This is a genomic window from Acetobacter sp. ESL1128 (genome assembly GCF_058505085.1).
Map to the genome: position 1 here is coordinate 2,304,296 of NZ_CP196369.1, position 18,349 is coordinate 2,322,644.

At 54.7% G+C, this 18,349-nt stretch carries 26 protein-coding genes; 10 read left to right on the plus strand and 16 right to left on the minus strand.

Going from position 1 to position 18,349, the window contains the following annotated elements:
- Positions 1-29: 29 nt before the first annotated feature.
- The 7 genes from ACSYTG_RS10710 to ACSYTG_RS10740 are packed head-to-tail and all read right to left on the minus strand — an operon-like array spanning position 30 to position 5,137.
- Entirely contained in the window at positions 30-659 is a 630-nt protein-coding gene (locus ACSYTG_RS10710; RefSeq protein WP_354857329.1) for a UCP028438 family phage-derived protein, read from the minus strand.
- Positions 652-1,776, minus strand: coding sequence for a baseplate J/gp47 family protein (locus ACSYTG_RS10715; protein ID WP_489783242.1), 1,125 nt, complete (start codon positions 1,774-1,776; stop codon positions 652-654). Before ACSYTG_RS10715 ends, ACSYTG_RS10710 begins: the two co-directional genes overlap by 8 nt.
- Before the next feature lie 35 nt (positions 1,777-1,811).
- On the minus strand, positions 1,812-2,174 hold the full coding sequence (locus tag ACSYTG_RS10720; RefSeq protein WP_415421667.1) for a phage tail protein: 363 nt from the start codon (positions 2,172-2,174) through the stop codon (positions 1,812-1,814).
- The gene (locus ACSYTG_RS10725) at positions 2,171-2,848 is read right to left on the minus strand and encodes a phage baseplate assembly protein V (RefSeq protein WP_489783241.1); all 678 of its coding nucleotides are present in this window, start codon (positions 2,846-2,848) and stop codon (positions 2,171-2,173) included. The genes ACSYTG_RS10720 and ACSYTG_RS10725 overlap by 4 nt, the downstream gene beginning before the upstream one ends.
- Positions 2,841-4,001 carry a hypothetical protein gene (locus ACSYTG_RS10730; RefSeq protein ID WP_489783240.1) on the minus strand — a complete coding sequence of 387 codons (1,161 nt, stop codon included), beginning with the start codon at positions 3,999-4,001 and terminating at the stop codon, positions 2,841-2,843. The genes ACSYTG_RS10725 and ACSYTG_RS10730 overlap by 8 nt, the downstream gene beginning before the upstream one ends.
- Positions 3,998-4,207: a LysM peptidoglycan-binding domain-containing protein gene (locus ACSYTG_RS10735; RefSeq protein ID WP_212347341.1), complete on the minus strand. Its 210-nt coding sequence runs from the start codon at positions 4,205-4,207 to the stop codon at positions 3,998-4,000. Before ACSYTG_RS10735 ends, ACSYTG_RS10730 begins: the two co-directional genes overlap by 4 nt.
- Positions 4,208-4,213: 6 nt before the next feature.
- Positions 4,214-5,137, minus strand: a complete 924-nt coding sequence (locus ACSYTG_RS10740) for a hypothetical protein (protein ID WP_489783239.1) — start codon at positions 5,135-5,137, stop codon at positions 4,214-4,216.
- A gap of 191 nt (positions 5,138-5,328) precedes the next feature.
- Here ACSYTG_RS10740 and ACSYTG_RS10745 point away from each other — a divergent pair, with 191 nt between their 5' ends.
- Positions 5,329-5,595, plus strand: coding sequence for a DUF3761 domain-containing protein (locus ACSYTG_RS10745; protein ID WP_489783324.1), 267 nt, complete (start codon positions 5,329-5,331; stop codon positions 5,593-5,595).
- Positions 5,596-5,600: 5 nt separating this feature from the next.
- On the opposite strand, the gene ACSYTG_RS10750 is transcribed toward ACSYTG_RS10745, so the two are convergent.
- On the minus strand, positions 5,601-6,353 hold the full coding sequence (locus ACSYTG_RS10750) for a DNA/RNA non-specific endonuclease (RefSeq protein ID WP_489783238.1): 753 nt from the start codon (positions 6,351-6,353) through the stop codon (positions 5,601-5,603).
- 514 nt (positions 6,354-6,867) lie between these two features.
- Between ACSYTG_RS10750 and ACSYTG_RS10755 the strand changes: the two genes are divergently transcribed.
- The 3 genes from ACSYTG_RS10755 to ACSYTG_RS10765 all read left to right on the plus strand — a co-directional run bounded on the left by ACSYTG_RS10755 (position 6,868) and on the right by ACSYTG_RS10765 (position 9,141).
- Entirely contained in the window at positions 6,868-7,329 is a 462-nt protein-coding gene (locus ACSYTG_RS10755; protein ID WP_489783237.1) for a DUF2335 domain-containing protein, read from the plus strand.
- Positions 7,330-7,467: 138 nt separating this feature from the next.
- Positions 7,468-7,734 (plus strand): energy transducer TonB, encoded by a 267-nt coding sequence (locus tag ACSYTG_RS10760; RefSeq protein ID WP_415424212.1) that lies wholly within the window; start codon positions 7,468-7,470, stop codon positions 7,732-7,734.
- 891 nt (positions 7,735-8,625) lie between these two features.
- A complete protein-coding gene (locus ACSYTG_RS10765) occupies positions 8,626-9,141 on the plus strand; it encodes a hypothetical protein (RefSeq protein ID WP_165926500.1) in 516 nt (171 codons plus the stop codon).
- On the opposite strand, the gene ACSYTG_RS10770 is transcribed toward ACSYTG_RS10765, so the two are convergent.
- Complete coding sequence (locus ACSYTG_RS10770) at positions 9,079-10,920, minus strand: hypothetical protein (protein ID WP_489783236.1); 1,842 nt, start codon at positions 10,918-10,920, stop codon at positions 9,079-9,081. The two genes, ACSYTG_RS10765 and ACSYTG_RS10770, sit on opposite strands and share 63 nt — an antisense overlap.
- A gap of 26 nt (positions 10,921-10,946) precedes the next feature.
- Here ACSYTG_RS10770 and ACSYTG_RS10775 point away from each other — a divergent pair, with 26 nt between their 5' ends.
- Both ACSYTG_RS10775 and ACSYTG_RS10780 read left to right on the plus strand, forming a co-directional pair.
- A complete protein-coding gene (locus ACSYTG_RS10775; protein WP_489783235.1) occupies positions 10,947-11,537 on the plus strand; it encodes a hypothetical protein in 591 nt (196 codons plus the stop codon).
- 372 nt (positions 11,538-11,909) lie between these two features.
- On the plus strand, positions 11,910-12,902 hold the full coding sequence (locus ACSYTG_RS10780; RefSeq protein ID WP_489783234.1) for a P63C domain-containing protein: 993 nt from the start codon (positions 11,910-11,912) through the stop codon (positions 12,900-12,902).
- A gap of 110 nt (positions 12,903-13,012) precedes the next feature.
- Here the strand turns inward: ACSYTG_RS10780 and ACSYTG_RS10785 are convergent, their stop codons facing one another.
- The 3 genes from ACSYTG_RS10785 to ACSYTG_RS10795 all read right to left on the minus strand — a co-directional run bounded on the left by ACSYTG_RS10785 (position 13,013) and on the right by ACSYTG_RS10795 (position 14,391).
- On the minus strand, positions 13,013-13,195 hold the full coding sequence (locus ACSYTG_RS10785; protein WP_489783233.1) for a hypothetical protein: 183 nt from the start codon (positions 13,193-13,195) through the stop codon (positions 13,013-13,015).
- A 66-nt stretch (positions 13,196-13,261) separates the two neighbouring features.
- The gene (locus tag ACSYTG_RS10790; protein WP_489783232.1) at positions 13,262-14,086 is read right to left on the minus strand and encodes an antA/AntB antirepressor family protein; all 825 of its coding nucleotides are present in this window, start codon (positions 14,084-14,086) and stop codon (positions 13,262-13,264) included.
- Positions 14,083-14,391: a hypothetical protein gene (locus tag ACSYTG_RS10795; RefSeq protein WP_491706417.1), complete on the minus strand. Its 309-nt coding sequence runs from the start codon at positions 14,389-14,391 to the stop codon at positions 14,083-14,085. Before ACSYTG_RS10795 ends, ACSYTG_RS10790 begins: the two co-directional genes overlap by 4 nt.
- A gap of 373 nt (positions 14,392-14,764) precedes the next feature.
- On the opposite strand from ACSYTG_RS10795, the gene ACSYTG_RS10800 reads away from it, so the two are divergent.
- The gene (locus ACSYTG_RS10800) at positions 14,765-15,211 is read left to right on the plus strand and encodes a hypothetical protein (RefSeq protein WP_165926503.1); all 447 of its coding nucleotides are present in this window, start codon (positions 14,765-14,767) and stop codon (positions 15,209-15,211) included.
- A 178-nt stretch (positions 15,212-15,389) separates the two neighbouring features.
- On the opposite strand, the gene ACSYTG_RS10805 is transcribed toward ACSYTG_RS10800, so the two are convergent.
- Positions 15,390-15,890: a hypothetical protein gene (locus ACSYTG_RS10805; protein WP_165926504.1), complete on the minus strand. Its 501-nt coding sequence runs from the start codon at positions 15,888-15,890 to the stop codon at positions 15,390-15,392.
- Between the two features lie 174 nt (positions 15,891-16,064).
- On the opposite strand from ACSYTG_RS10805, the gene ACSYTG_RS10810 reads away from it, so the two are divergent.
- The 3 genes from ACSYTG_RS10810 to ACSYTG_RS10820 all read left to right on the plus strand — a co-directional run bounded on the left by ACSYTG_RS10810 (position 16,065) and on the right by ACSYTG_RS10820 (position 16,976).
- Positions 16,065-16,328: a BrnT family toxin gene (locus ACSYTG_RS10810; RefSeq protein WP_489783230.1), complete on the plus strand. Its 264-nt coding sequence runs from the start codon at positions 16,065-16,067 to the stop codon at positions 16,326-16,328.
- Positions 16,312-16,614, plus strand: a complete 303-nt coding sequence (locus ACSYTG_RS10815) for a BrnA antitoxin family protein (protein WP_489783229.1) — start codon at positions 16,312-16,314, stop codon at positions 16,612-16,614. Before ACSYTG_RS10810 ends, ACSYTG_RS10815 begins: the two co-directional genes overlap by 17 nt.
- Positions 16,615-16,682: 68 nt before the next feature.
- Positions 16,683-16,976, plus strand: a complete 294-nt coding sequence (locus ACSYTG_RS10820; protein WP_489783228.1) for a hypothetical protein — start codon at positions 16,683-16,685, stop codon at positions 16,974-16,976.
- Here the strand turns inward: ACSYTG_RS10820 and ACSYTG_RS10825 are convergent.
- The 3 genes from ACSYTG_RS10825 to ACSYTG_RS10835 all read right to left on the minus strand — a co-directional run bounded on the left by ACSYTG_RS10825 (position 16,960) and on the right by ACSYTG_RS10835 (position 18,344).
- Entirely contained in the window at positions 16,960-17,445 is a 486-nt protein-coding gene (locus ACSYTG_RS10825) for a hypothetical protein (RefSeq protein ID WP_489783227.1), read from the minus strand. The genes ACSYTG_RS10820 and ACSYTG_RS10825 overlap by 17 nt on opposite strands.
- A 129-nt stretch (positions 17,446-17,574) precedes the next feature.
- A complete protein-coding gene (locus tag ACSYTG_RS10830) occupies positions 17,575-17,916 on the minus strand; it encodes a hypothetical protein (RefSeq protein ID WP_489783226.1) in 342 nt (113 codons plus the stop codon).
- Entirely contained in the window at positions 17,916-18,344 is a 429-nt protein-coding gene (locus ACSYTG_RS10835; protein ID WP_489783225.1) for a hypothetical protein, read from the minus strand. The genes ACSYTG_RS10830 and ACSYTG_RS10835 overlap by 1 nt, the downstream gene beginning before the upstream one ends.
- Between the last annotated feature and the right edge of the window lie 5 nt (positions 18,345-18,349).

An 18,349-nucleotide genomic window follows, 5' to 3' on the forward strand; every position in this document is an offset into this window, starting at 1 on the left:
GTGGGATCTGAGCCGGGTATTGTATCTGCCTATCCATCAAGGCTCTCCACATCTTGTGTCCATGCAATCGTGCCCGCAGGCATAACCGCAGCGATACGGGTTAAGGTCTGCGTTGAGGGTTGGCTCGTATCCCCAGTCGGCAGTTGAGCGAACAACTGGAACGGAACCATGCGTGACCCGTAGCGCATATCCGGCGCGCCATAGCCATATCCCCCGCCGATGGCTGGGGAGGCCGCGCTCCCCAACCCCTTGCAGTCAGCCGCATTGCGCGGCTCAATAACGCGCCCGGCCTGCCCCACCTCGTAACGGATGGTATTTTCAACGTCAGGCCGCGTGCCAAGTGATGGGAAAAGCGCTTCCTGTATGCGCTTACGGTATTCGGCGTCACTCTCTCCCTGCTTGCGGGGCAACCCCGTGCCGAAAAAATCAGCCGCAAACATATCCAGAAAAGCCCCGGTCATGGTGGCCAGGCGCGTTTGCTGGTTTGTCCACCCCAGCAGATTCCACACCCACGCAAAAACAGAGCCGAAGCCCTGCAACAGGGCGTTAAGGACCGGAGCCTTTTCCTCCTCTCCTGCCGCAGGGGCAGCGGGGAACCACCCATCGGGCAGCAACCGCCTGACCCGAAGAGCAAACCCGTTTTGTGATGCGTCAGCCAAACGTCACCGTCCCGGCCCGATAGGCGGTGCCCGTGGTAGCTGGCAGGTCAACAGTCCCGCCATCTAGCGTAACCCCGGAAACATTCGTCACCGCAGTACTGGACGCGTAAGCAATCTGAATGAGGCGGGAATAGCTGGCGCTTCCGCCAATGGTCAGGCTATTCAGATAGGCGGCAATGTTCGTGCTGATCGTTGCTTGAATGGTCGGCAGGTCGCCGGTACTGTTAACAGAAACCGTCATTGCCACAGGCGGACGCACAACCTTTGGCCGTACGACCTGAATGGACACCGCCGCCGGACGTACATCATCAATGGCGATATAAACCTGATCAATCACGGCATCCGCCACGTCGCCAGACCCGTCATCAATAAAGGCCACGACATTGCCGGGCAGGAACATGCCCGCAGCGTCTACATTCTCGATCACCTGATAAATCAGACCAGCAGATACGTCCGTAATCGCGCTTTCAATGGCCGTCAGCGTCGCCTTGGAGCGACTGTTGATGTAAGAGACAAACCGCACGCGTAATGCCGCGTCCGTCTCTCCATCGCTACCATTTGTCAAAGCCGCATCATTGGTGACGGTATCAATGCCTGAAATGGCAGAACCTAGAAGGCAGACCGCACCCGCCGCGACATTGCCCGCCGTTCCGGGGGTTTCGCACTGTACCGGCACGGTAATGGAGGCCGTTCCTGCAGGGCGGACATAAGCATTGGCGACAGCAGACCAAGCGGCATTCGTGCTATCTTCCACCACGTCATAAATGACGTTGCCGACCGTTTTTACCGGGGTTCCGACCGGAATTGTCGCAGACTGGTTGTCTGGCGTAAACGACGTGAAACGCACTACGCCAGTTGCCGCCGTCCCCGGCTCCCGCGCTAGGCCAAAATCTTCCACGAAGCTGTCCGCGTCCACTCCAATGGATGTAGACAGCCGCGTGCGTGAAAGAATTTGCAGGGCAACGAACTGGAACCACAGACCAACGCCCGTCACCCCCTCAAGCATGGCGCGGCCCGGCGAACCAACATCAAGCTCAAGCAGCGCAGGAGATGCCCCCTGCGCCGCAGCAACGGCGTTGCCCAGCATGGTTTTGAAGGATTGGAAGGTAATAGCCACAAGGGGCTCCAATTAAAGTGCGTAAGGCATGCGCCTCAACTTGTGAGCGTCAGTTCCTGCACTGCGCCGGTCTGCGCATCTGTGTAGGAAATCGCCAATAGATAAGCCCCGGTTTTGGGACTGCTTATCGTCACGGAGACGGGCTGCGTCTGGTCAACTCCCGCCTCGGCCTGCATCTGGGCAAGAACAATGGCGCGGATCGCCGCTTCATCCATCACGTCACCCACACGCGCAGGCAAACCGGCTCCGTATCCGGGCTGCCAGATATACCCGCCAGCATTCGTGCAGAGCCGCCGCAGGATGGATTGCCGTGTCAGTTCCGAGCCTGAAACCACGGCCACCCCTCCGGTTGCCGACAAATCCAGATCGCCGCCAACCGTGTGAGAAAGGGCGCTCATTGCGGTTTCCCTGTTGTGCCAGGCGCGGCGGTCACGGAATGCTCATGCCCCTTGCCAGAAATGCCAGCCGCCACAGTGTCAGTCTCCCCGGTGACAGTCCCTTTCGCCGTCACATCCTTGTCCGTACTGATCGAGCCGCCCGTAACGCTCAGCCCGCCTGTGGTCAGGTCCATACTCACGTTGCCGACCGTCCACGCCTTCCCGGCCTGCGTCAGCGTTTCCGTGGTCTGCCCTGCTCCGCTGTAAATGGCGGATTTGGTCATATGCCACCATGGCGCGCCAGCGGTAGCCGCCCCTTGCGCAGATCCTGCACTTTGCGGCGGTCCCCCATTACCTGCGACGATCAGCAACTCGCCCGGCTGCGCTACCTTCCCGGTCGCGGGCGACAACGGGGGCATGACTACCGCATCATAAATCGGACAGGCCACCACGCCATGCTCGGCGTCTCCGTCTATATGCTGGAGCACAACATGCGCTCCCACATCTGGCGGGCAGGAAATGCGCAGACTCCCCACCTGCAACGCAGCATACGGCAGCCAACCACTCTCAATGCCGGAAGGCTGCGTGACCACCTTTACGGCATGGTTCACGGGATCAACGGCGCTCACCAACGCAAAGCCGGGCTGACCCATGGCGTTCGCAGTGCCCGCCGCGACTGACCGCACATCAAGCATCGTAAGTTTCACCTTTTGTCGCGTCGCGCGTGCGGAGCGTCACACTCTGCGTGAAGCTACCACCCCACGAAAAGGAACTGGTCACGGCGTCCACATCATGCGTGCCGTCCCATGTTGTTCCGGTTCCAGAAATAGACATGAAGTGCCGGGGCTCCAGCGTGAAACGGCCCGGCATCGTGCCCGTTATCGTGCGCTCATGCGCTACAATCTGGTCATACTTGGACTTGGCGAACGACTGGACCTGCTCCAGCCTCGCCCCCGGCAACGTAAAGCTGTGCAGGTTCCCATTGGCCAGTGCCTTCTTTGTCGAACCACCTTCGGCGGACCAGTAATACTCCACCCGGTTTCGCTGCCTGCTGTCCCAACTTGTCACATGAACAATAATTCCCTTGGCAATCTGGTAATCCCGGCTGAACCGCAGGCCGGATGCACCCATAACCAGCGGGGCATCGGGACCATTATCTTTGTACGTCAGAGTGTGCACCACTCCCGAATTAGCCGAGGGGTATGGCACGCACACAATGGTTTTCCCCTCCGCATACAGGTCGCAGCCGGTCATGTTGGCAAGGTAACTTGCAAGGTCAAATGCCGTCTGAAACCGGCTGTGACTGCTGGCTGACTTGCGCCTGTGCTCAATCTGCCAGAACTGCCCCGTCATGCCGTCCGCCATACTGACCTGCGGCGTCAGTCCCGCAGCCTGTATCATGGCAGTAACAACACCCGGTCCCGTCATGTTCAGCCAACCATCAAGCACCCGCAGGTCCAGCAGCTTAGCCAGATAATCACGGCATTGAACTGACACCGCTGTTTCGGCGGGGCTAAAGTCCACATGATCAACAATGCCCTGAAACATCGTGACCCACTGCGCTCCGGCAACTGCCGCATCGCGCATTTGCAACTGAATATTTATATCCGGCAGCACAGACCCGTTGGCGGGGTCCTTCACATCAAACCAAAGCCCAGAGGTCGGGATTTTAGAGCGATCCAAGGCGAACGACAGATCCAGCGTATCCGCCCGGCTGTAACGCGTGCGGGTAAGATTGAACTGCTCCAACCCCGTTTCAGGCCGCTCGGCACCATTCACCAGTACACGCGCCTGCGGCATACGCCATGTTCTGTGCCCGGTCGCCGTAACCGTCACGCTCTCGCTCATGCTGTAACTCCCGGCACACCACTGGCCTGAGAGGCATCCTTCGCGGGAAGCGTCAGTGTAACAGGCGTCACAAATGCAGACAGGTCAGGGTCGGTCAGGCCGTTAAGCTGAGCAATCCGCCACCATTGGGTGGCATCCCCCAGATAGGATGCTGCCACATGGTAAAGCGTCCGGTCCGCTGCCGTCACTTTGATAGTGTTCGCCATGTCACCCTACCACGCTGAAACCAGCGGGCCATTCTGCGTGCCATCTGTAGCCGTTATTGTGTTGGCATAGGCTCGATTTACGAGTGCACCAGACTGCGCCGCCGTCGTGTGCAGCTCTGCGTTCTGCGTAAGCGTAGAAAGTCCTGCCGCGCCGTTCAGGCTAACGCCCTCCAGGTTTGCGCCAGTCTGGCTAAGTGCGGTTGTCAGTCCGCTCCCAGCCCCCTCAAGGCTGGAGACAAGGCTTGCCGCGCCCGTTGGCACAGATGCCAGGTTAACAGCAGCCCCAGACAGACCATTGGCAGTCGTCAGGTCGCTCTGTATCCCGGCGAACACGCCGCCAGCGCCAACCATATTTGCAATGGGCGTCACCTGCCCCACAACGCTCCCAAGTTCGCCGGTTATGTTGCCCGCAATGGTTGCCACGTCATTCAGACTATCCGTGATGCCCGATATTGCGTTGGCCGCGTCATCACCAATCAGAGAAGATAAGCTGGAAGCGCTGGTGCCAGATGCTGCAACATTCTGCGCAGGCTGCTCCAACACCAGTCGATAGGGAATAACGACGCCCTTTTGCTGATAATCGCACGAAAACTCGGCAATTTTGACCGTGAGCGTCAGGCCTGCGCCAGAAAAAGCAACGGGCCGCCCCGCAATGCGCATCTTCTTGAGCATTTGTGAACGCGCAAACGCAGTTGGGCCTAAAAACCTCCCCTCCAACTCAAGGCGTGACGGGTCATTGCCAATGGCATCCAGCACTCGGCCGCCGCCGGGCAGGCGATGCACAACAACCTGCTGCTGGCCGCCATCGCGTATGCGATCGGGCACTTCCATGCCAGTCAGCACGAGGCCGCCAATCTGCACCGGGGCAGACGCAGACAACCGCCCTATCGAACCAATCGCGGTTTCGATGTTGGTCAGCGTCAAAGACATGGAAGCTCACAGGCGCAAAGGGCGCGCGGATAATATCGGTCACATTTGTGGAAGAGTATTTAACCTGTGCCAGAAATTGCGCGCAGGTACAAGGGGGAAGATGATAAGAATGGGCGCCACCTCGCGCCATCACGAATACTAAGGAGGATAATTTGAGGTTTCCTTTTAAGGCTCTCCTCGCATTGCTGCTAGTGCTCGGCCTAATTCCCCCGGCTTACGCTCTGGACCCAACCACATACCGACCCAGGCAATATCAGCAGTTAGACGAAGGCCAGCTTCTGGAGCACAATCATTATACGAACAAAGATGGGAAATCTGTTCACGCCCCTGCGCACACACGTAATGGAGAAGCGCCCCCTGGAGCGTCAGCTAAGTGCGGAGACGGATCTTATAGTTTCAGTCTTCACCGCAGAGGAACATGCTCACACCATGGCGGTGTCGTGAATTGGTTAGGGTGATATTTCTATGGTGACGGCAATCTCCACGCCTGAGATTTGACCCGATCAGACACGCCGGGGAAAGGATCTATCCCTGTGTTTTGAATTAACGTTGCTACCGTCACCTGCGTGCAATGCGGATGCTGCTGCGCATTGCGGCAAACATATACCCCAGAACGATCTTTGCTTGGAGAATATACTGCCTTCCAAGTGCTAGAAGGTACATAAACCTGATCGCGCCCTACTTTCTCTATTGGCCTGAGGTGGAACGCCGGACCAGTCACGACGTACAGCTCGCCCTCATCGTCCGCCAAGCTTCGAACGCGGCGTTCAATCCGAGCCCATATCCCCTCATTAAGGGAGGCCGTCTGAGGAACAATATTTGTCAATGCATATGTCTCGTGCTGCGCTTCGTCTGTTGGTTGGTCGCCGCTTGGAGCCATATGGCCACGGTCATAGATTGATGCGTGATAGTCCGATAAATCAGCGCTCCCTGAGAAGCGAGAGTCTGCATAAAATAGACCTGATCTCTTGAGCCTCTCTGCCGCTTCAACGTCATCAGACCACAAATGCTCCGCCGCCCATAGAGGACCACGCGATATACTGGACGCGAGAACAGCGTAGCCACGGTTGCATAACAATTTCGTCCCGGCTTCAAGGTTGTGATTCACAACAGCGGGGAGGTGGCCATTAGCCCCGAAATCTTGGCAATTATCTTCTTCCGCAAGGGCAGACAGCGGAACGGCCAAAAAGGCGCACAACAAGAATAAAGCTCTCATGCCAATGCGGGTGCCATCATAGAGCCTCTCTGTAAAGTTTACTCAGCCCCCGGGATAACATTGGCTGTGACCGGCTGGGCCACCGTTTGCATGACCATGAATGGCTCCTGAATGGTGGGGGCAGCGTAGTACAGGTTGGGGGTTGGGTACAAGGAACGTATTGACGTTGCGCTCGGGTTGTGGAACGTTATTGGAACGATGTCGGTATTCCGTTGTTGGTCCATATTCAGGATCAAGAAGTGTAAAAAACGTTTACACACATCTCTTGCATTTCCTTCTACTCAACCGAAATCTAGTATGGTATGCGGCTATCAATGATAGCGTTGTACCTGAAAGGAAGCAGCTATGGCTAACTACGCTCGCCGTTTGGCGAATAGTGCCGCAGCAGGATTCGCTGGCCTTTTGGCGTTTGCTACGCCCGTGCAGCACCAGAAAGTTGTTAGCGCGAATGAAATTACCGCGCGGGCATGGGCAAAAACTGGCGCTTCTCTGCGCAGATCTATGAAGAGCATTGATGCAGAACTCTCCAGCGCCAGAATATCATCCAATACACCCGACTAACCAGCCGGATATGCCGCGGATTAATGTGGTTGGTGTGGCCCAAGGCCAACCACAACCAGCGCCTATTGCTCAATTCGCATTCCAAAGCCACACAGGCCCGCTTCCCCTTGCATCTGAACTGGCCGCTTATGACAAGATACAGCCAGATCTCGTTAACCGAATCGTTCGCATGGCGGAGGCTAACGGACAAAGCGAGCGGGAGCAGATTAAGGCCGCGCAAAGAAGCTATTTTTGGCTCAATCTGGTCGGAAAATTCTTTGGCTTTGTATTCGCCCTTTCCTCTCTTGCAGCCACTGTTTGGTTGTGCCTGAATGGACATGATGCAGTCGGCGGAAGCATTGGGGTGGCCGCAGTAGGCGGAACTGTAGCGGCGCTCATATCGGGGAAAGCAACAAGAGCCGAAGCTGCCAAATAACCCTCCCCACCTCCCCCAAACCCCGCTAAACTAAGAAAAATTTAACGGGAGGTTGGTTTGAAGCGGTTTATTTTAATAGTGGCTCTATCTGCAATTTCAGTTCATGGCAGCCCAAGCTATGCCGCGCCAAGCGCACAGATGGACGTTTCCCAACCAATCCCTAATGGCCCAAAATACCCAGATACTTTGACAAAACGGGACGGCGAAGCTGAGGTCACAGTCACGGCAGACATAGACACGAATGGTAGAACCGTTAACTGTCGCGTGGTCGCATCCTCAAATCCAGAAGCTAGTAAATCTAGCTTGGAGTATTGCCAGAGAGCGCGGTACAGCCCAGCAACCTTAAACGGGAAGCCTGTTGTGCAGTACGGCAAGGTGTATCATTTCAAGTTTAAGCTAGACTAGCTCGCTCCACATGCTCCGCCCCTGATACAGCGCGCGCCGCATCAGGCCCAGGGCTGTGCCGGAGGCGCGCATGCCTTGGCGGGCCTTCTGCGTCCGCGAATTTCTGCCCCCATTCCTCCATCAGTGCGCTAAAGTGGAAGAAAATTCTGGTGTTGGTCGCGGCGCTCTAACGGCCCCGCGCACGGGACGATCAATACATTGATATTGATAGATTTAATTAACTCACTCCCACTGCTCCAATATCGTTCTCTTGTAATCACAAGAGCCAGCACTCGATGCTAGATACCTTTTTGCGCAATGAGGGAATGTCGTGAAACTATTTAACCTTGCTTTGGCATGCGCCGTTTCAGTTGCATCATTGGCGCTCCCCCTTCAGGGACATGCTCAAGAACACAATGAAGCATTGCCGCAATTTGATAACACCATTTATTGCGTTGCGCCGGCCGCTGACCGGAAAGGGGTGTCTCTTTACTCTATTGGGGCTTACCGCATGTTAACCGAGCACTCCGGTCAACGTTGCAATGCTTCCACCTACCATAATGGGCCTGCGTTTTGGAGCGATCCGATCACAATCTCCTAAGCTGCGCGATACAAACCGATCTGTCCGCAAGGGGCCAAAGAAGTAAGGCGCACAACGGCTGAATGCGGTATCTGCATCACGCCGTTAGCTTAGGGGCGCTCGCTTGTGGTGCCCCCAATGCTTAAGGATAAAACCAGGCAGCGTTCAGTCTTTTTCACCAAAAACCACAGTCTGACAAAGCACAGGCGCGGGGTCGGATGATTCATCTACCGAGCCCCATGCCGAGGAAGGCTGCGCACTATCCTCCCATTCTACGAGAACAGGGCGGAATGGTGTGTTTATTTTCATTTTTCCTCCAAAGAAGGCGGGCAATGGCCAAATTTCTCGTATCTTATCAATTCAGAACAACCATTAATGATTTACATGCGGTGTTTAAAAAGAAAGCAGAAGAAAAAAAATTTTGCGAATACGTATTCGCCACTGATATAAACAACAAAAGTCAATACTGCAAACTACCCAATACAACACTATGGTGCGAAAAAAAATCCATCACATCTGTTTCTGATGCCTTATTAGACATTTCAGGGAGAGTGTTTGATGAAGCCGTGAGCGAAGGAAAGCTCAGCCGTGCAGAAATAGCAAACGCGAGAATAACAGGCGGCCTCCTTGAGAACTTCTCTGTTTCTTACATTAGCACTCTTCAGGGGGGCAATGTATCGCTTCACGTAAAAGAGGGCACCTTTGTAGGCTTGGTTGATTATAGCGCCTCAATTTATGACGCACTGGCACATCAAGCCGCCCAGAGGGAGCAACCCCCTCCCCCTTCACTGCCCCACGCTCCTCCCCGGATACTGCGCGTACTGCATCAGATCCGGGGCCGTGCCTGAGGCGCGCATGTCTTGGCGGGCGCGGCGCTCCTGTGACGCCTCGACGTGCGCCGCAATCTGCTTCCCATCCACATAGACATTTACTTGCGTTGCAGGCTGCGCTTGCCCGACCTTCATGTTCAAGCCAAACATGCCGTAGCTATGGTCGTAAAGCCATTGAGCTTGCTGCGCCTCTTTCGGGTGAGAGCGGAGTGTCTCCCTGAGTTGATTATCCCGTGCCTTCTGGTCCTCATATAGAGAATATCCCTCGTAAGCGAGGCCGGCACCAGAAAGCAGGCGACCGAAAATTGTTGAAGCTCGGGCGGCCGTAGATGCCGCAGCCGCGGGCGCAGCGCCAGAAGCGGCAGCGGTAGGAGCGCTTGGTATGGAAGCTTTCGACAGTGTTGCCAGAAAAATCCTCAGCCCTGTGTTTAACGGTCCCAGAGCAGCCCCAGCAACGGCCATGGAACCGGATAACGCCACCAACCCAGCGATACCAGCAACTCCCAACTCAATGTCAGCTACCGCTCGGGGATGCTTACGCGCAGCGTCCGTGAGCGTGGCTATAACCCCCGTCAGCTTGCTAATCGTACCCGTGGCGTCATTCACAATTGGCGCACCAAGAGCTGTAAGCAGGTTATGCCATGCCGTTGAAAACGCATTGAGCTTACTTATGGGGTCTGTCTCCGCTCCCACCTGATATTGATCAACCCTGACAGCTTGCTGAATATTGCCCGCATCACGTTGAAAAGCGGGCATATTGCGGACAACTTCACCAAGAAGGCCAATGACGGTGGATCTGAGATGGCTATTCAGGAGCGCCGCGGCTTGCTCTTCCGTGGTTGTCGCGCCGCTGCGACGAAGCGCCGGAATAAGGTTATCCCGTACCCAGCTTACCGGGTCAGATTGCAATTGCCGGGCCCCGGTTAACGCCCCAGAGTCTAGCGTCAGGTGGCCGCCGCGCCCTTCATGTACGTGCCGAGCATCCATAAGCCCCAGACGCTCAAGCCAATGCGCGCCCCCAGAGGTCATAACACCGCCGATCAACTGCTGCTGCAAAGACGACAGTTGTGTGCCAACGCTGGACGCTGACCCAGACGCGGCGATAACAGGAGCCAAATTCATTAAGCCCTGATCGGACAAAGACGCCCCGGCCAACCGCGCATACTGCTGGAATGCCAGCAACTGATCAGGGCCAGCTCTGCCACGGGTACCTGTAGCGATCCCCTCAAGCAGGCGCATTTGCTGCGCCAGATGCTCGGTGCTTATTTCGTGCGTGCGAGGGTCAACAAGCGCGCCTCGCTGGTCCAAAAACCGAATAGCTGTGAAGCCCGCTTTTTCCTGATCCTGACCGGTCAAGTTTTGCAGCACTACGCCCATTTGCGCCACCTGCGGAAGAACGGTAACTGCTTCCTGCATAGAACCAAGCTGGTTGCGTAAGTCGGCAACGAGGGCGATATTTTTTTCAGCAGATGAGCCAATCACGCTGGACGCGACTTGCCATGCGCTTGCCGTGGCCTGAGCAATGTCCCGGTTGGTTACTCCAGCCTGCGTCATTAAGCTCTGCTGATGCACAAACTCCTTGCCGGCGCCAACAAGCTTCATCATGCCGCTTATGGCAGCGCCACCAGCAACCACTCCGGTTAACCCAATGGCCGCAACTTTTGCGCGGTTCAAGCCATCGGTCAGCTTTTCTGCCCGCATGTTTACGCCGAGTATGCTGCGGGATAACGTCTGCAATACCTGAGTTGCATTATCGGTCATGCCGATAGCTACGCCAACGCGATAAACGTCTGCCATTTTGGCTTCCTTTACGGAGCATTAAGATGAAACTACTTGCAGCGACTATATTTTCCGCCGCTCTATCAATCGGCGTAACTCAGGCTGCTCCGATTACAGTCTGCGTCAAGCATTACAAAGGAAACGAGAGCGACTTTGGGGCTCTCTTCGAAAATGGCCCCATTACGGTCCCATCAGGGACTATATTTAATTACGCTGGCCACCTTTTCGGCACTGATAGTGACCCTCTTGATGAAGGCCACATGAGCCGCGCGCCTGGAAGGGGGTGGATCGGAGTGCCTGCCGGCGAAGAAAAACGACGTTTGGAAATAGCGGCCCATGACATGGCATCTGCAAAGCCAGAGCAAGCTCTTATCACAACCGAGCCGCTTACGCTTACTGCGCAGAGGTATTGCAAAACTGTAAATGGGCGGCCAGTAACATCTTCCACGTGGCAATGGAAAAATAGAACAATTACTGATACTGGCCAAACATTCTATGAGGCCTTTGGAATATCCGGACCCGTTGCAGTGGATACGTCATTCAACAACACAGGAAGTCTGGGAGAAGCGGCTCAGTCTGGGCAAATTATCGCTGTGCTGCGAGGAAAACTAAATGACCCCAAGGCCATCCCCTAACCCGCACTCCCCGCCAAGCTACCAGAACTATGCCAAAAGCTGCGCGCAGGGGCAAGGTGAGAATCGGCGCGACTGTTGCTAAAACGTTCATGACGAAAAGTGCTGTCATTGGGACTCTTAACGAAACTGTCGTTTTTCTAAAATGCAAGTATTTTTCTATATAGAAAATCAATTCTGTACCCTTGCTCAAGCAACAAAGGTACGGGCATAGGTAAACGTAGATACAGAAAGAGGGGCAGGATTAGGCCCCCGCCCCTCTTTCCACCACAAACAGAACTGCTGTGTGGTTATGCTGCTTAACGCTCGCGCGCCCTCTATGGGGATTGCAGTAGCATAGGTCAAGGCAGTTCATCCTCAAAAGGATGACTAGTTATGTCCACGCGCGCTGACAAACATGATCAAAAAAAATTCGCACCCACGCGAACCAAGAGGAGAGCAGGAAAAATCGGTGAAAAATCCCGCTCAAGCCAGATAATAAAAGCTACGCATGGCAGAGCTGATCATCCCCTCAAGATAGGCGAGCTGGAGATCCCTTGCTATGTCTTAGAGGATGGGACGCGGGTATTAACCCAAACGGGAGTGCTCAGCGCAATGTCTCTACCTGATAGGGGTAGTTCAGAAGGAAGAACCCGCTTAGCAAGATTTTTTGATGGACAAGCTTTCGCTCCGTATGTGTCCGAAGATATCGCAAATAATACAAACGCACCCATCAGATTCCGCACGACCGCCGGGGCCATAGCCTATGGCTACCCTGCTGAGATGCTAGTACATCTTTGTGAGGCCATTTTAAAGGCCAGAGATGCCGGACTATCCGGCCGATATGCAAGAATTATTGCTCAAGCCGACATTATTATGCGCGGACTTGCTACCGTTGGCATCGTCGCCCTAGTTGATGAGGCCACTGGTTATCAACGTGATCGTCCTAGAGATGCGTTGGCAAAAATTTTTGAGGCATTTGTCAACAAAGAAATACAGCGCTGGATCCGTCGATTCCCACCTGAGTTTTATGAACATCTTTTCCGTTTGCGCGGAATACCTTACTCAGTAGAGCAAGGACAAAAAAGGCCCGCATATTTTGGCCATCTCACCAATGATATTGTCTATAAAAGACTGGCGCCCAATATCCTTGAAGAGCTGCAAAGAGTAAACCCTGTTGATCCTGGAACTGGAGTAAGAAGAAGCACGCACCACCAAAGACTGACCAATGATATTGGAGTGAATGCTTTGAATTCACATATAGGCTCTACTATAGCATTAATGACCATCACTCCCGACGGGGAATACGATGAATTCATAAATCTTTTGGATCGAGTAAAGCCCCGCTTGAATGGGCATGATGCAGAAGATTTTGAAAGCAACGGATAGCTCCACCTGTACAAAGCAAGGGAATCCTACGTAATTTTCAGAAAAATTCTTTATATAAAAAGGATGTTTAAATAGTACGGGAAAAGGGCGGCCCTCCAGCCGCCCTCCCCCTAAACCAACGCCTTCTGTCCCACCTTCCTGCGCCACTCCTCCGCAGTCACATCATCCCAAAGCTGGGTGATGGCCCGCGCGCACTTCTGGAGAGAGCGCTTGCAGTTGTCGATGTTCACGTCATGCGGCTGGTTTTCCATGCGTGTCCAAACAGTGACCGCACGTGAAAGCGCATCCATCACGTCGTGGCACTCCATTCTCTCACCAGCGTTGCCCCCCCCCGAAGGGATGGCTGGCCGTTACGGCGCTTACGCTGGCGTTTGGGAGAAAGGGACAGGGGCGGCCTCCAGGCCCATTTCCTTCTGACCCTTCACAGCCTTGGGCAGAAGATGACGACCTGCGCCAACAGTGAAGTATGCGTTTGCAACGGCCTCATGAAAGCAAAGCTTCCCCTCCTCCGTTGTCTGGCTGATCACATAGCCCATCCGGAATGACAGGCTCTTAAGGGCACTCGATACCCTTTGCGACATGCCGCGCTTACGCTTCACCACGCCATAGTGCTGCAACCACCCCCGGGCCGTGCGGCTATTGGTTACGGCTACGCCAGTAGGACGTATAGCAAGCACGCCTTCTACCTTCTGTGAGAGCTGCTCAATCTTTGGCGCTATCTGTTTATTAACGATGCCTTTCACCATGCCGCCAAGGGCCTGCATCATACGGCGTTCGATTTCCGCGACTGACACAGATGGCTGGATAGAAAGCGCCTGCTGTTCTCGCCATATGAAATAGCGACGAGCCAAACGGCCCTTCTCATTGTTCTCGACCATGGACAACTCCTTGGCCATGTCGAGCGTCAGGCGATATTCTTTAGTCTTCTGAGCGCGAGATTTTGAGGCGTCCGGATTGGGACGGCTCAAGCCATCATAAGTTTCAAAGTCTTGTCCCTCAATGAAACCAAACTCGTCCACGCGTCCCGGCATCCAAGCACGAAATGCGCGCCCTACTTTTAGGCCCTCATGGAGCGAACGCCCCTCAACGCCAAGAACAACCTTGCCGCCAATAGTCATTTCTGATGCAACGCAGATAGCAGCAATATCGACAAACTCTGCGGGAATAGGGAGATTGGCGCTCATGCCGCCCCTCCTTCACGAAGGAACGGGAACGCACTTAGAACGCGCTCGTGCATCACGTAGTATTCGCAGAATTTGCTCCCACATGCCAAACGAAGAGCGTTCCCTACGCAGGCGCGAATTTTATTCACATCATCGCCGCAAAGAAGAACATCCGCGGTAAGCATCATAAATGCCTCAAGGGCAATTTGGTGCTGCGCCACAGACGCGGCTTGCGGGTCTATCCCATCTTTGAGCATACAAGCCACAGCATCAGGAGATTGATGAAGATTTTGATATTTTTCGTCCATTCTGATACGATCAGACATAGCTGTTTTTTTCCTATTCAGCGCGAGAGGCATCGGGGTTTGCTTGGCGGCTGCCCGGTGCCTTTTTTGTTTCCAAACCTTCTTGAAGAAGGCCACGAATCGCATCGGTACGAGTTTTTCCTCCTCTTGCGATACCCCACCGATCTACATCTCGAACTACATCAGGATGTAATAGTACCACAACTCGGACCAGACTCTCTCGGCTCTTAAGCGCGTCTCGATATACCTCCCTCGCCTTGAGGGAGTGATTGCGTGCTGTCATATGTGTAGCCTCCAAACTACACTCAGGACTACATCATGACGCACATATGCAGGTCAATATATTTTATGAGATAAGGGTGGAATTATTTTTTATGTGCATTGGGAGGCGCATATGGCTGACAAAGACGGCATGGAGCGCAAGGTTTATCTTTTGCCCGAAGAGCTTGTTGAGCGCATCAAGGCATACCAGTCTTCTTGCGGATTGCCCTCAGAAGTAGAAGCCGCACGCCGACTTTTGAGTGAAGCTTTGCAGGCCCGTGATTCTATTGATGAAATAATGAAGCAGGTAAGGGATCAGTTCCAAAAAGATAGAGACTTAAGGGCCTTATCTAGGGAAGTTCTCAGCTCACATATCCTCGTAACCAAAATAGAAATAGAAGATAACGAGTTAAGATTTGTAATTAGAAACCTTGATGCTGGGAAAATAACCAGAAAAGGCGTTATGTTCACCGGTTCAGCAAACGATGATGGCTGGATAAATTCTTGGGAAACTTGGCCTAAAAAAGAAAAAAAGCCATCCTCCTCGTGGAGTGCGCAGGAAGAAGAAATCCCCTTCTAACCCCGTTCCCCATCTGTGTACCTTTTGGGGATATGCGGGTACTGGCAGGCTGGGCGGGAAGGGAATCCACATGACCGACAAAAAGCCCGCGCCCAAACCTCAGCCACAACGCCCAAATCCCACGTCCATTATTCAAAACGTGAAAAGATCGCCCGGAGCGTTTGTGGGGGATTCCGCCTTAAAACGAACCCCACCCTCCACAAATAATGGACATAAGAAATGACATGACGGGCGTCAGGCTTAAAGATACCCATGCGGCCTTAAGCCAGCGCCTGTCTCTTCCTATGATTTTAGCATTTTCAATTGTGATATAGGACGCTGTGTAAGCCATCCATAACGTGGCATGCACTTCATTGCGCTCAGGCACATCGGATAGAATGGTATCTACCGTATCCGGCCCTACATTCTTGGTCACGAGGGTTGTGGAATAAAGGCCAGCCGCGCACAGGCCGCTTGTGATGCCAAACCCCAGCGCCATAAACGCACAGACAATCGAGTATTCCCTCTGGGAGAAAGCTCCCGCCAGGGATGCGGTTGTGAGGGTAACAGATAGTGGGAGAATAGCGCTCAGACGCCCCTTGATCCTATCGAACGAGGCGGCTGTTTCTTGGTATCCCGCATCGGCCAGTGTTCTTTTTTCCTTGGCCAGCCACAGAGCAAAATCTTTATCGTCGGTCATTCTTGCGTTCTCCACGCGGCGATATGCGGCTGTTCTTCATCAATTGCAATATGACGGGGCGGATGTTCCCGCCTTATTCCGGGCTCCCAGTATCCCCGCTCCCCACCTGCTCAAGTCAAATTATATATACAATATACCTTCCCCAATCTGACCTTATCGTATATACAATAACCCATGAGATACGATTGGGACGAAACAAAGCGACAGAGCAACATCGCCAAACACGGCGTTGATTTTGTCGAGGCAGAAGGCTTCGAATGGGACGTTGCTCTCATCATGGCCAGCCAGAGCGCCAACGAGCCTCGCCTTGTCGCTGTCGCCCCAATCAATCTGCGGCTTCATGTTCTGGTATTCAGCATTGAAACTCGCATTGTTCGCATAATCAGCCTGCGCAAGGCCAACAAACGGGAGGCAAAGCTCTATGCCGCGCAAACCTGAATTTATCATGCCCACGGATGATGAGGACGCCCGGATCAACCAGGGCATTGCCATGGACCCGGACAACCCGGAACTGACGAAGGCAGACTTCCTGCGGGCACAGACTGCCCAAGAGGTCGCCCCTGCCCTAGCCAACGCACGCCGGGTGCGCGGGCCGCAGAAAGCCCCCACCAAAACGCTCGTGTCCATGCGCCTGGACCCCGATCTGGTGGCGCGCCTCAAGGCCGATGGCCCCGGCTGGCAAGGCCGCGCGAATGAACTGCTGCGTCAGGCTGTGGGACTTTAAGGCGTACGACATTACAGCGGGAACAAACTCCTAGCCGCACACTGCGCCGCCATGGTACCGTGCGTGCCATGCAAAACCCCCGATGGGAAACCGACGAAGAATTTGACGATGGTGGAACGCCAATGTGGCGCGCACGTCAAGCGCACCTGCAGCAGCAGGCAAGGCACACAATCACCATCAATGCACCTCCGCCCGCCCCCAGAACCTTGCGGGAATGGTGGGATAGCCTGACTGTCGCGCAATGCGCCCTCATCGGCTATTTTGTGCCAATGTTCCTAATGGCATCACTGGTCGTGGGTGGTGTTATTTTCATTCTGGCGCTCGACTGGCTGGAGCGGCACGGGGTCATTCATCCCCAATAACGGGCACGCTGCCATTGGCAACGCCCTCACCAAACAACCGCCCAACAAAATGGCGCCCTATAACCCGCGCCACATCCTCTTCCTTGCGGATTAGCGCTCCGGCCAGCGCAGCGCGTGGCGGCTGCTTTGCGCTGCCAAGCTCAAAATACACCATTTTGTCGTCATTGGAGCCAACACGCCCGGTCCGCCCCTGCACGTTACGCTCAATGCCTTCCCGCATCTCGCCTGAACGCAGGCCCGGCTCGTTTTCCGGGTACCCCAGCCTCACGCGGTCATCTTTGGTGCTTTCCGCCAATTCGGCCCACTCGGGGAATTGCCCTGCGGCGTCTTGGTAATGCCCAAGCTCCGCCCGGGCCTCACGCTGCACAAGTTTAGTCGCGCGCTCCAACCCCTCTTGTGCGGCGTTTTCAACCTCCACGACCATGCCACCCAGAAGGGCCGCAAATTCAACCGGCGTCATGTCAGGCATTGGGTTGCTCCATGGTCATGGACTTCCAGTTAAACCGGTAGCCTTCCATTTCAGAAAAAGCGATGGAGTGCGCCATAACCTCGGCGTCACTCATCTCCTCCATCGCCACGGTGTAAGGCACCCCATTCTTTACGAGCCAGCAGCGCTGCTGGAATCCTGGGGTGCGGAAGAGTTTTTTGCTTCGGTTGCCACGGCCTCCTGCTTGGCAACGAGCCATTTCAATGCAGCCTCCGCAGCATCCGGGTCAACAATATCCCAGAGACCGTCCAGCTCCTTAATGCTTCGCGCCTCCGCCGGGGTCGGCACGCTGTTAACCGAGCGCACAGTGGCGCGGGCCAACGTGCCAGTTGTCCATGCGTTTTCACCGAACGACGCGCCGGCCAAACGGGTAAGCCGAGCAAGAGCACTCCCCACCACTTCCTGCACTTCAATTTTACGCCCTTTGGCGTCCGTAATAGTCTCTGTGCTCATTAGATTTTATTCCTGATACGCGCAGTAAACTCTATGCGCTGCGTTGTAATGTTTTCGGAGCGCCAGTTGCCAGCGTCTGACAGGCGCAAGGTAGCCCCTACATACTCGTATGTGCTTGTGGTGCCGTCAGTCTCAACAACGTACTGGTAAATATTGCCAGTAATCATGGTGCCTGCGGACCAAAAGCCACTCTCAATGGATGCAAAGAGATCATCCGCATTGTCGTTGTCGCGCTGAAAGTCAAACTGCCCACGCCAGCCATTCGGCACGTCAAAAAACATCGGCATGTCGTTCAGCGGAGCGGATGTGAGCTGATGCGTCTGCTGCTGGGACTGGAACCCAGTCACGGTAGGCAGGTCAACGCGGCTGCCGTTGTAGATCAGCACAACACGGCAGTCCCGGCCTACGTTAAACGGTTTGTTGGCCATACGGC

Coding starts and splice junctions, on each gene's coding strand:
- ACSYTG_RS10730 (WP_489783240.1), bottom strand. CDS start 4,001: ATGAGCGAGAGCGTGACGGTTACGGCGACCGGGCACAGAACATGGCGT.
- ACSYTG_RS10820 (WP_489783228.1), top strand. CDS start 16,683: ATGCAAAACCCCCGATGGGAAACCGACGAAGAATTTGACGATGGTGGA.
- ACSYTG_RS10780 (WP_489783234.1), top strand. CDS start 11,910: ATGTCCACGCGCGCTGACAAACATGATCAAAAAAAATTCGCACCCACG.
- ACSYTG_RS10760 (WP_415424212.1), top strand. CDS start 7,468: ATGGACGTTTCCCAACCAATCCCTAATGGCCCAAAATACCCAGATACT.
- ACSYTG_RS10800 (WP_165926503.1), top strand. CDS start 14,765: ATGGCTGACAAAGACGGCATGGAGCGCAAGGTTTATCTTTTGCCCGAA.
- ACSYTG_RS10775 (WP_489783235.1), top strand. CDS start 10,947: ATGAAACTACTTGCAGCGACTATATTTTCCGCCGCTCTATCAATCGGC.
- ACSYTG_RS10755 (WP_489783237.1), top strand. CDS start 6,868: ATGCAGAACTCTCCAGCGCCAGAATATCATCCAATACACCCGACTAAC.
- ACSYTG_RS10725 (WP_489783241.1), bottom strand. CDS start 2,848: ATGCTTGATGTGCGGTCAGTCGCGGCGGGCACTGCGAACGCCATGGGT.
- ACSYTG_RS10790 (WP_489783232.1), bottom strand. CDS start 14,086: ATGAGCGCCAATCTCCCTATTCCCGCAGAGTTTGTCGATATTGCTGCT.
- ACSYTG_RS10815 (WP_489783229.1), top strand. CDS start 16,312: ATGCCGCGCAAACCTGAATTTATCATGCCCACGGATGATGAGGACGCC.
- ACSYTG_RS10805 (WP_165926504.1), bottom strand. CDS start 15,890: ATGACCGACGATAAAGATTTTGCTCTGTGGCTGGCCAAGGAAAAAAGA.
- ACSYTG_RS10835 (WP_489783225.1), bottom strand. CDS start 18,344: ATGGCCAACAAACCGTTTAACGTAGGCCGGGACTGCCGTGTTGTGCTG.
- ACSYTG_RS10765 (WP_165926500.1), top strand. CDS start 8,626: ATGGCCAAATTTCTCGTATCTTATCAATTCAGAACAACCATTAATGAT.
- ACSYTG_RS10720 (WP_415421667.1), bottom strand. CDS start 2,174: ATGAGCGCCCTTTCTCACACGGTTGGCGGCGATCTGGATTTGTCGGCA.
- ACSYTG_RS10740 (WP_489783239.1), bottom strand. CDS start 5,137: ATGTCTTTGACGCTGACCAACATCGAAACCGCGATTGGTTCGATAGGG.
- ACSYTG_RS10795 (WP_491706417.1), bottom strand. CDS start 14,391: ATGTCTGATCGTATCAGAATGGACGAAAAATATCAAAATCTTCATCAA.
- ACSYTG_RS10825 (WP_489783227.1), bottom strand. CDS start 17,445: ATGCCTGACATGACGCCGGTTGAATTTGCGGCCCTTCTGGGTGGCATG.
- ACSYTG_RS10770 (WP_489783236.1), bottom strand. CDS start 10,920: ATGGCAGACGTTTATCGCGTTGGCGTAGCTATCGGCATGACCGATAAT.
- ACSYTG_RS10750 (WP_489783238.1), bottom strand. CDS start 6,353: ATGAGAGCTTTATTCTTGTTGTGCGCCTTTTTGGCCGTTCCGCTGTCT.
- ACSYTG_RS10735 (WP_212347341.1), bottom strand. CDS start 4,207: ATGGCGAACACTATCAAAGTGACGGCAGCGGACCGGACGCTTTACCAT.
- ACSYTG_RS10830 (WP_489783226.1), bottom strand. CDS start 17,916: ATGAGCACAGAGACTATTACGGACGCCAAAGGGCGTAAAATTGAAGTG.
- ACSYTG_RS10810 (WP_489783230.1), top strand. CDS start 16,065: ATGAGATACGATTGGGACGAAACAAAGCGACAGAGCAACATCGCCAAA.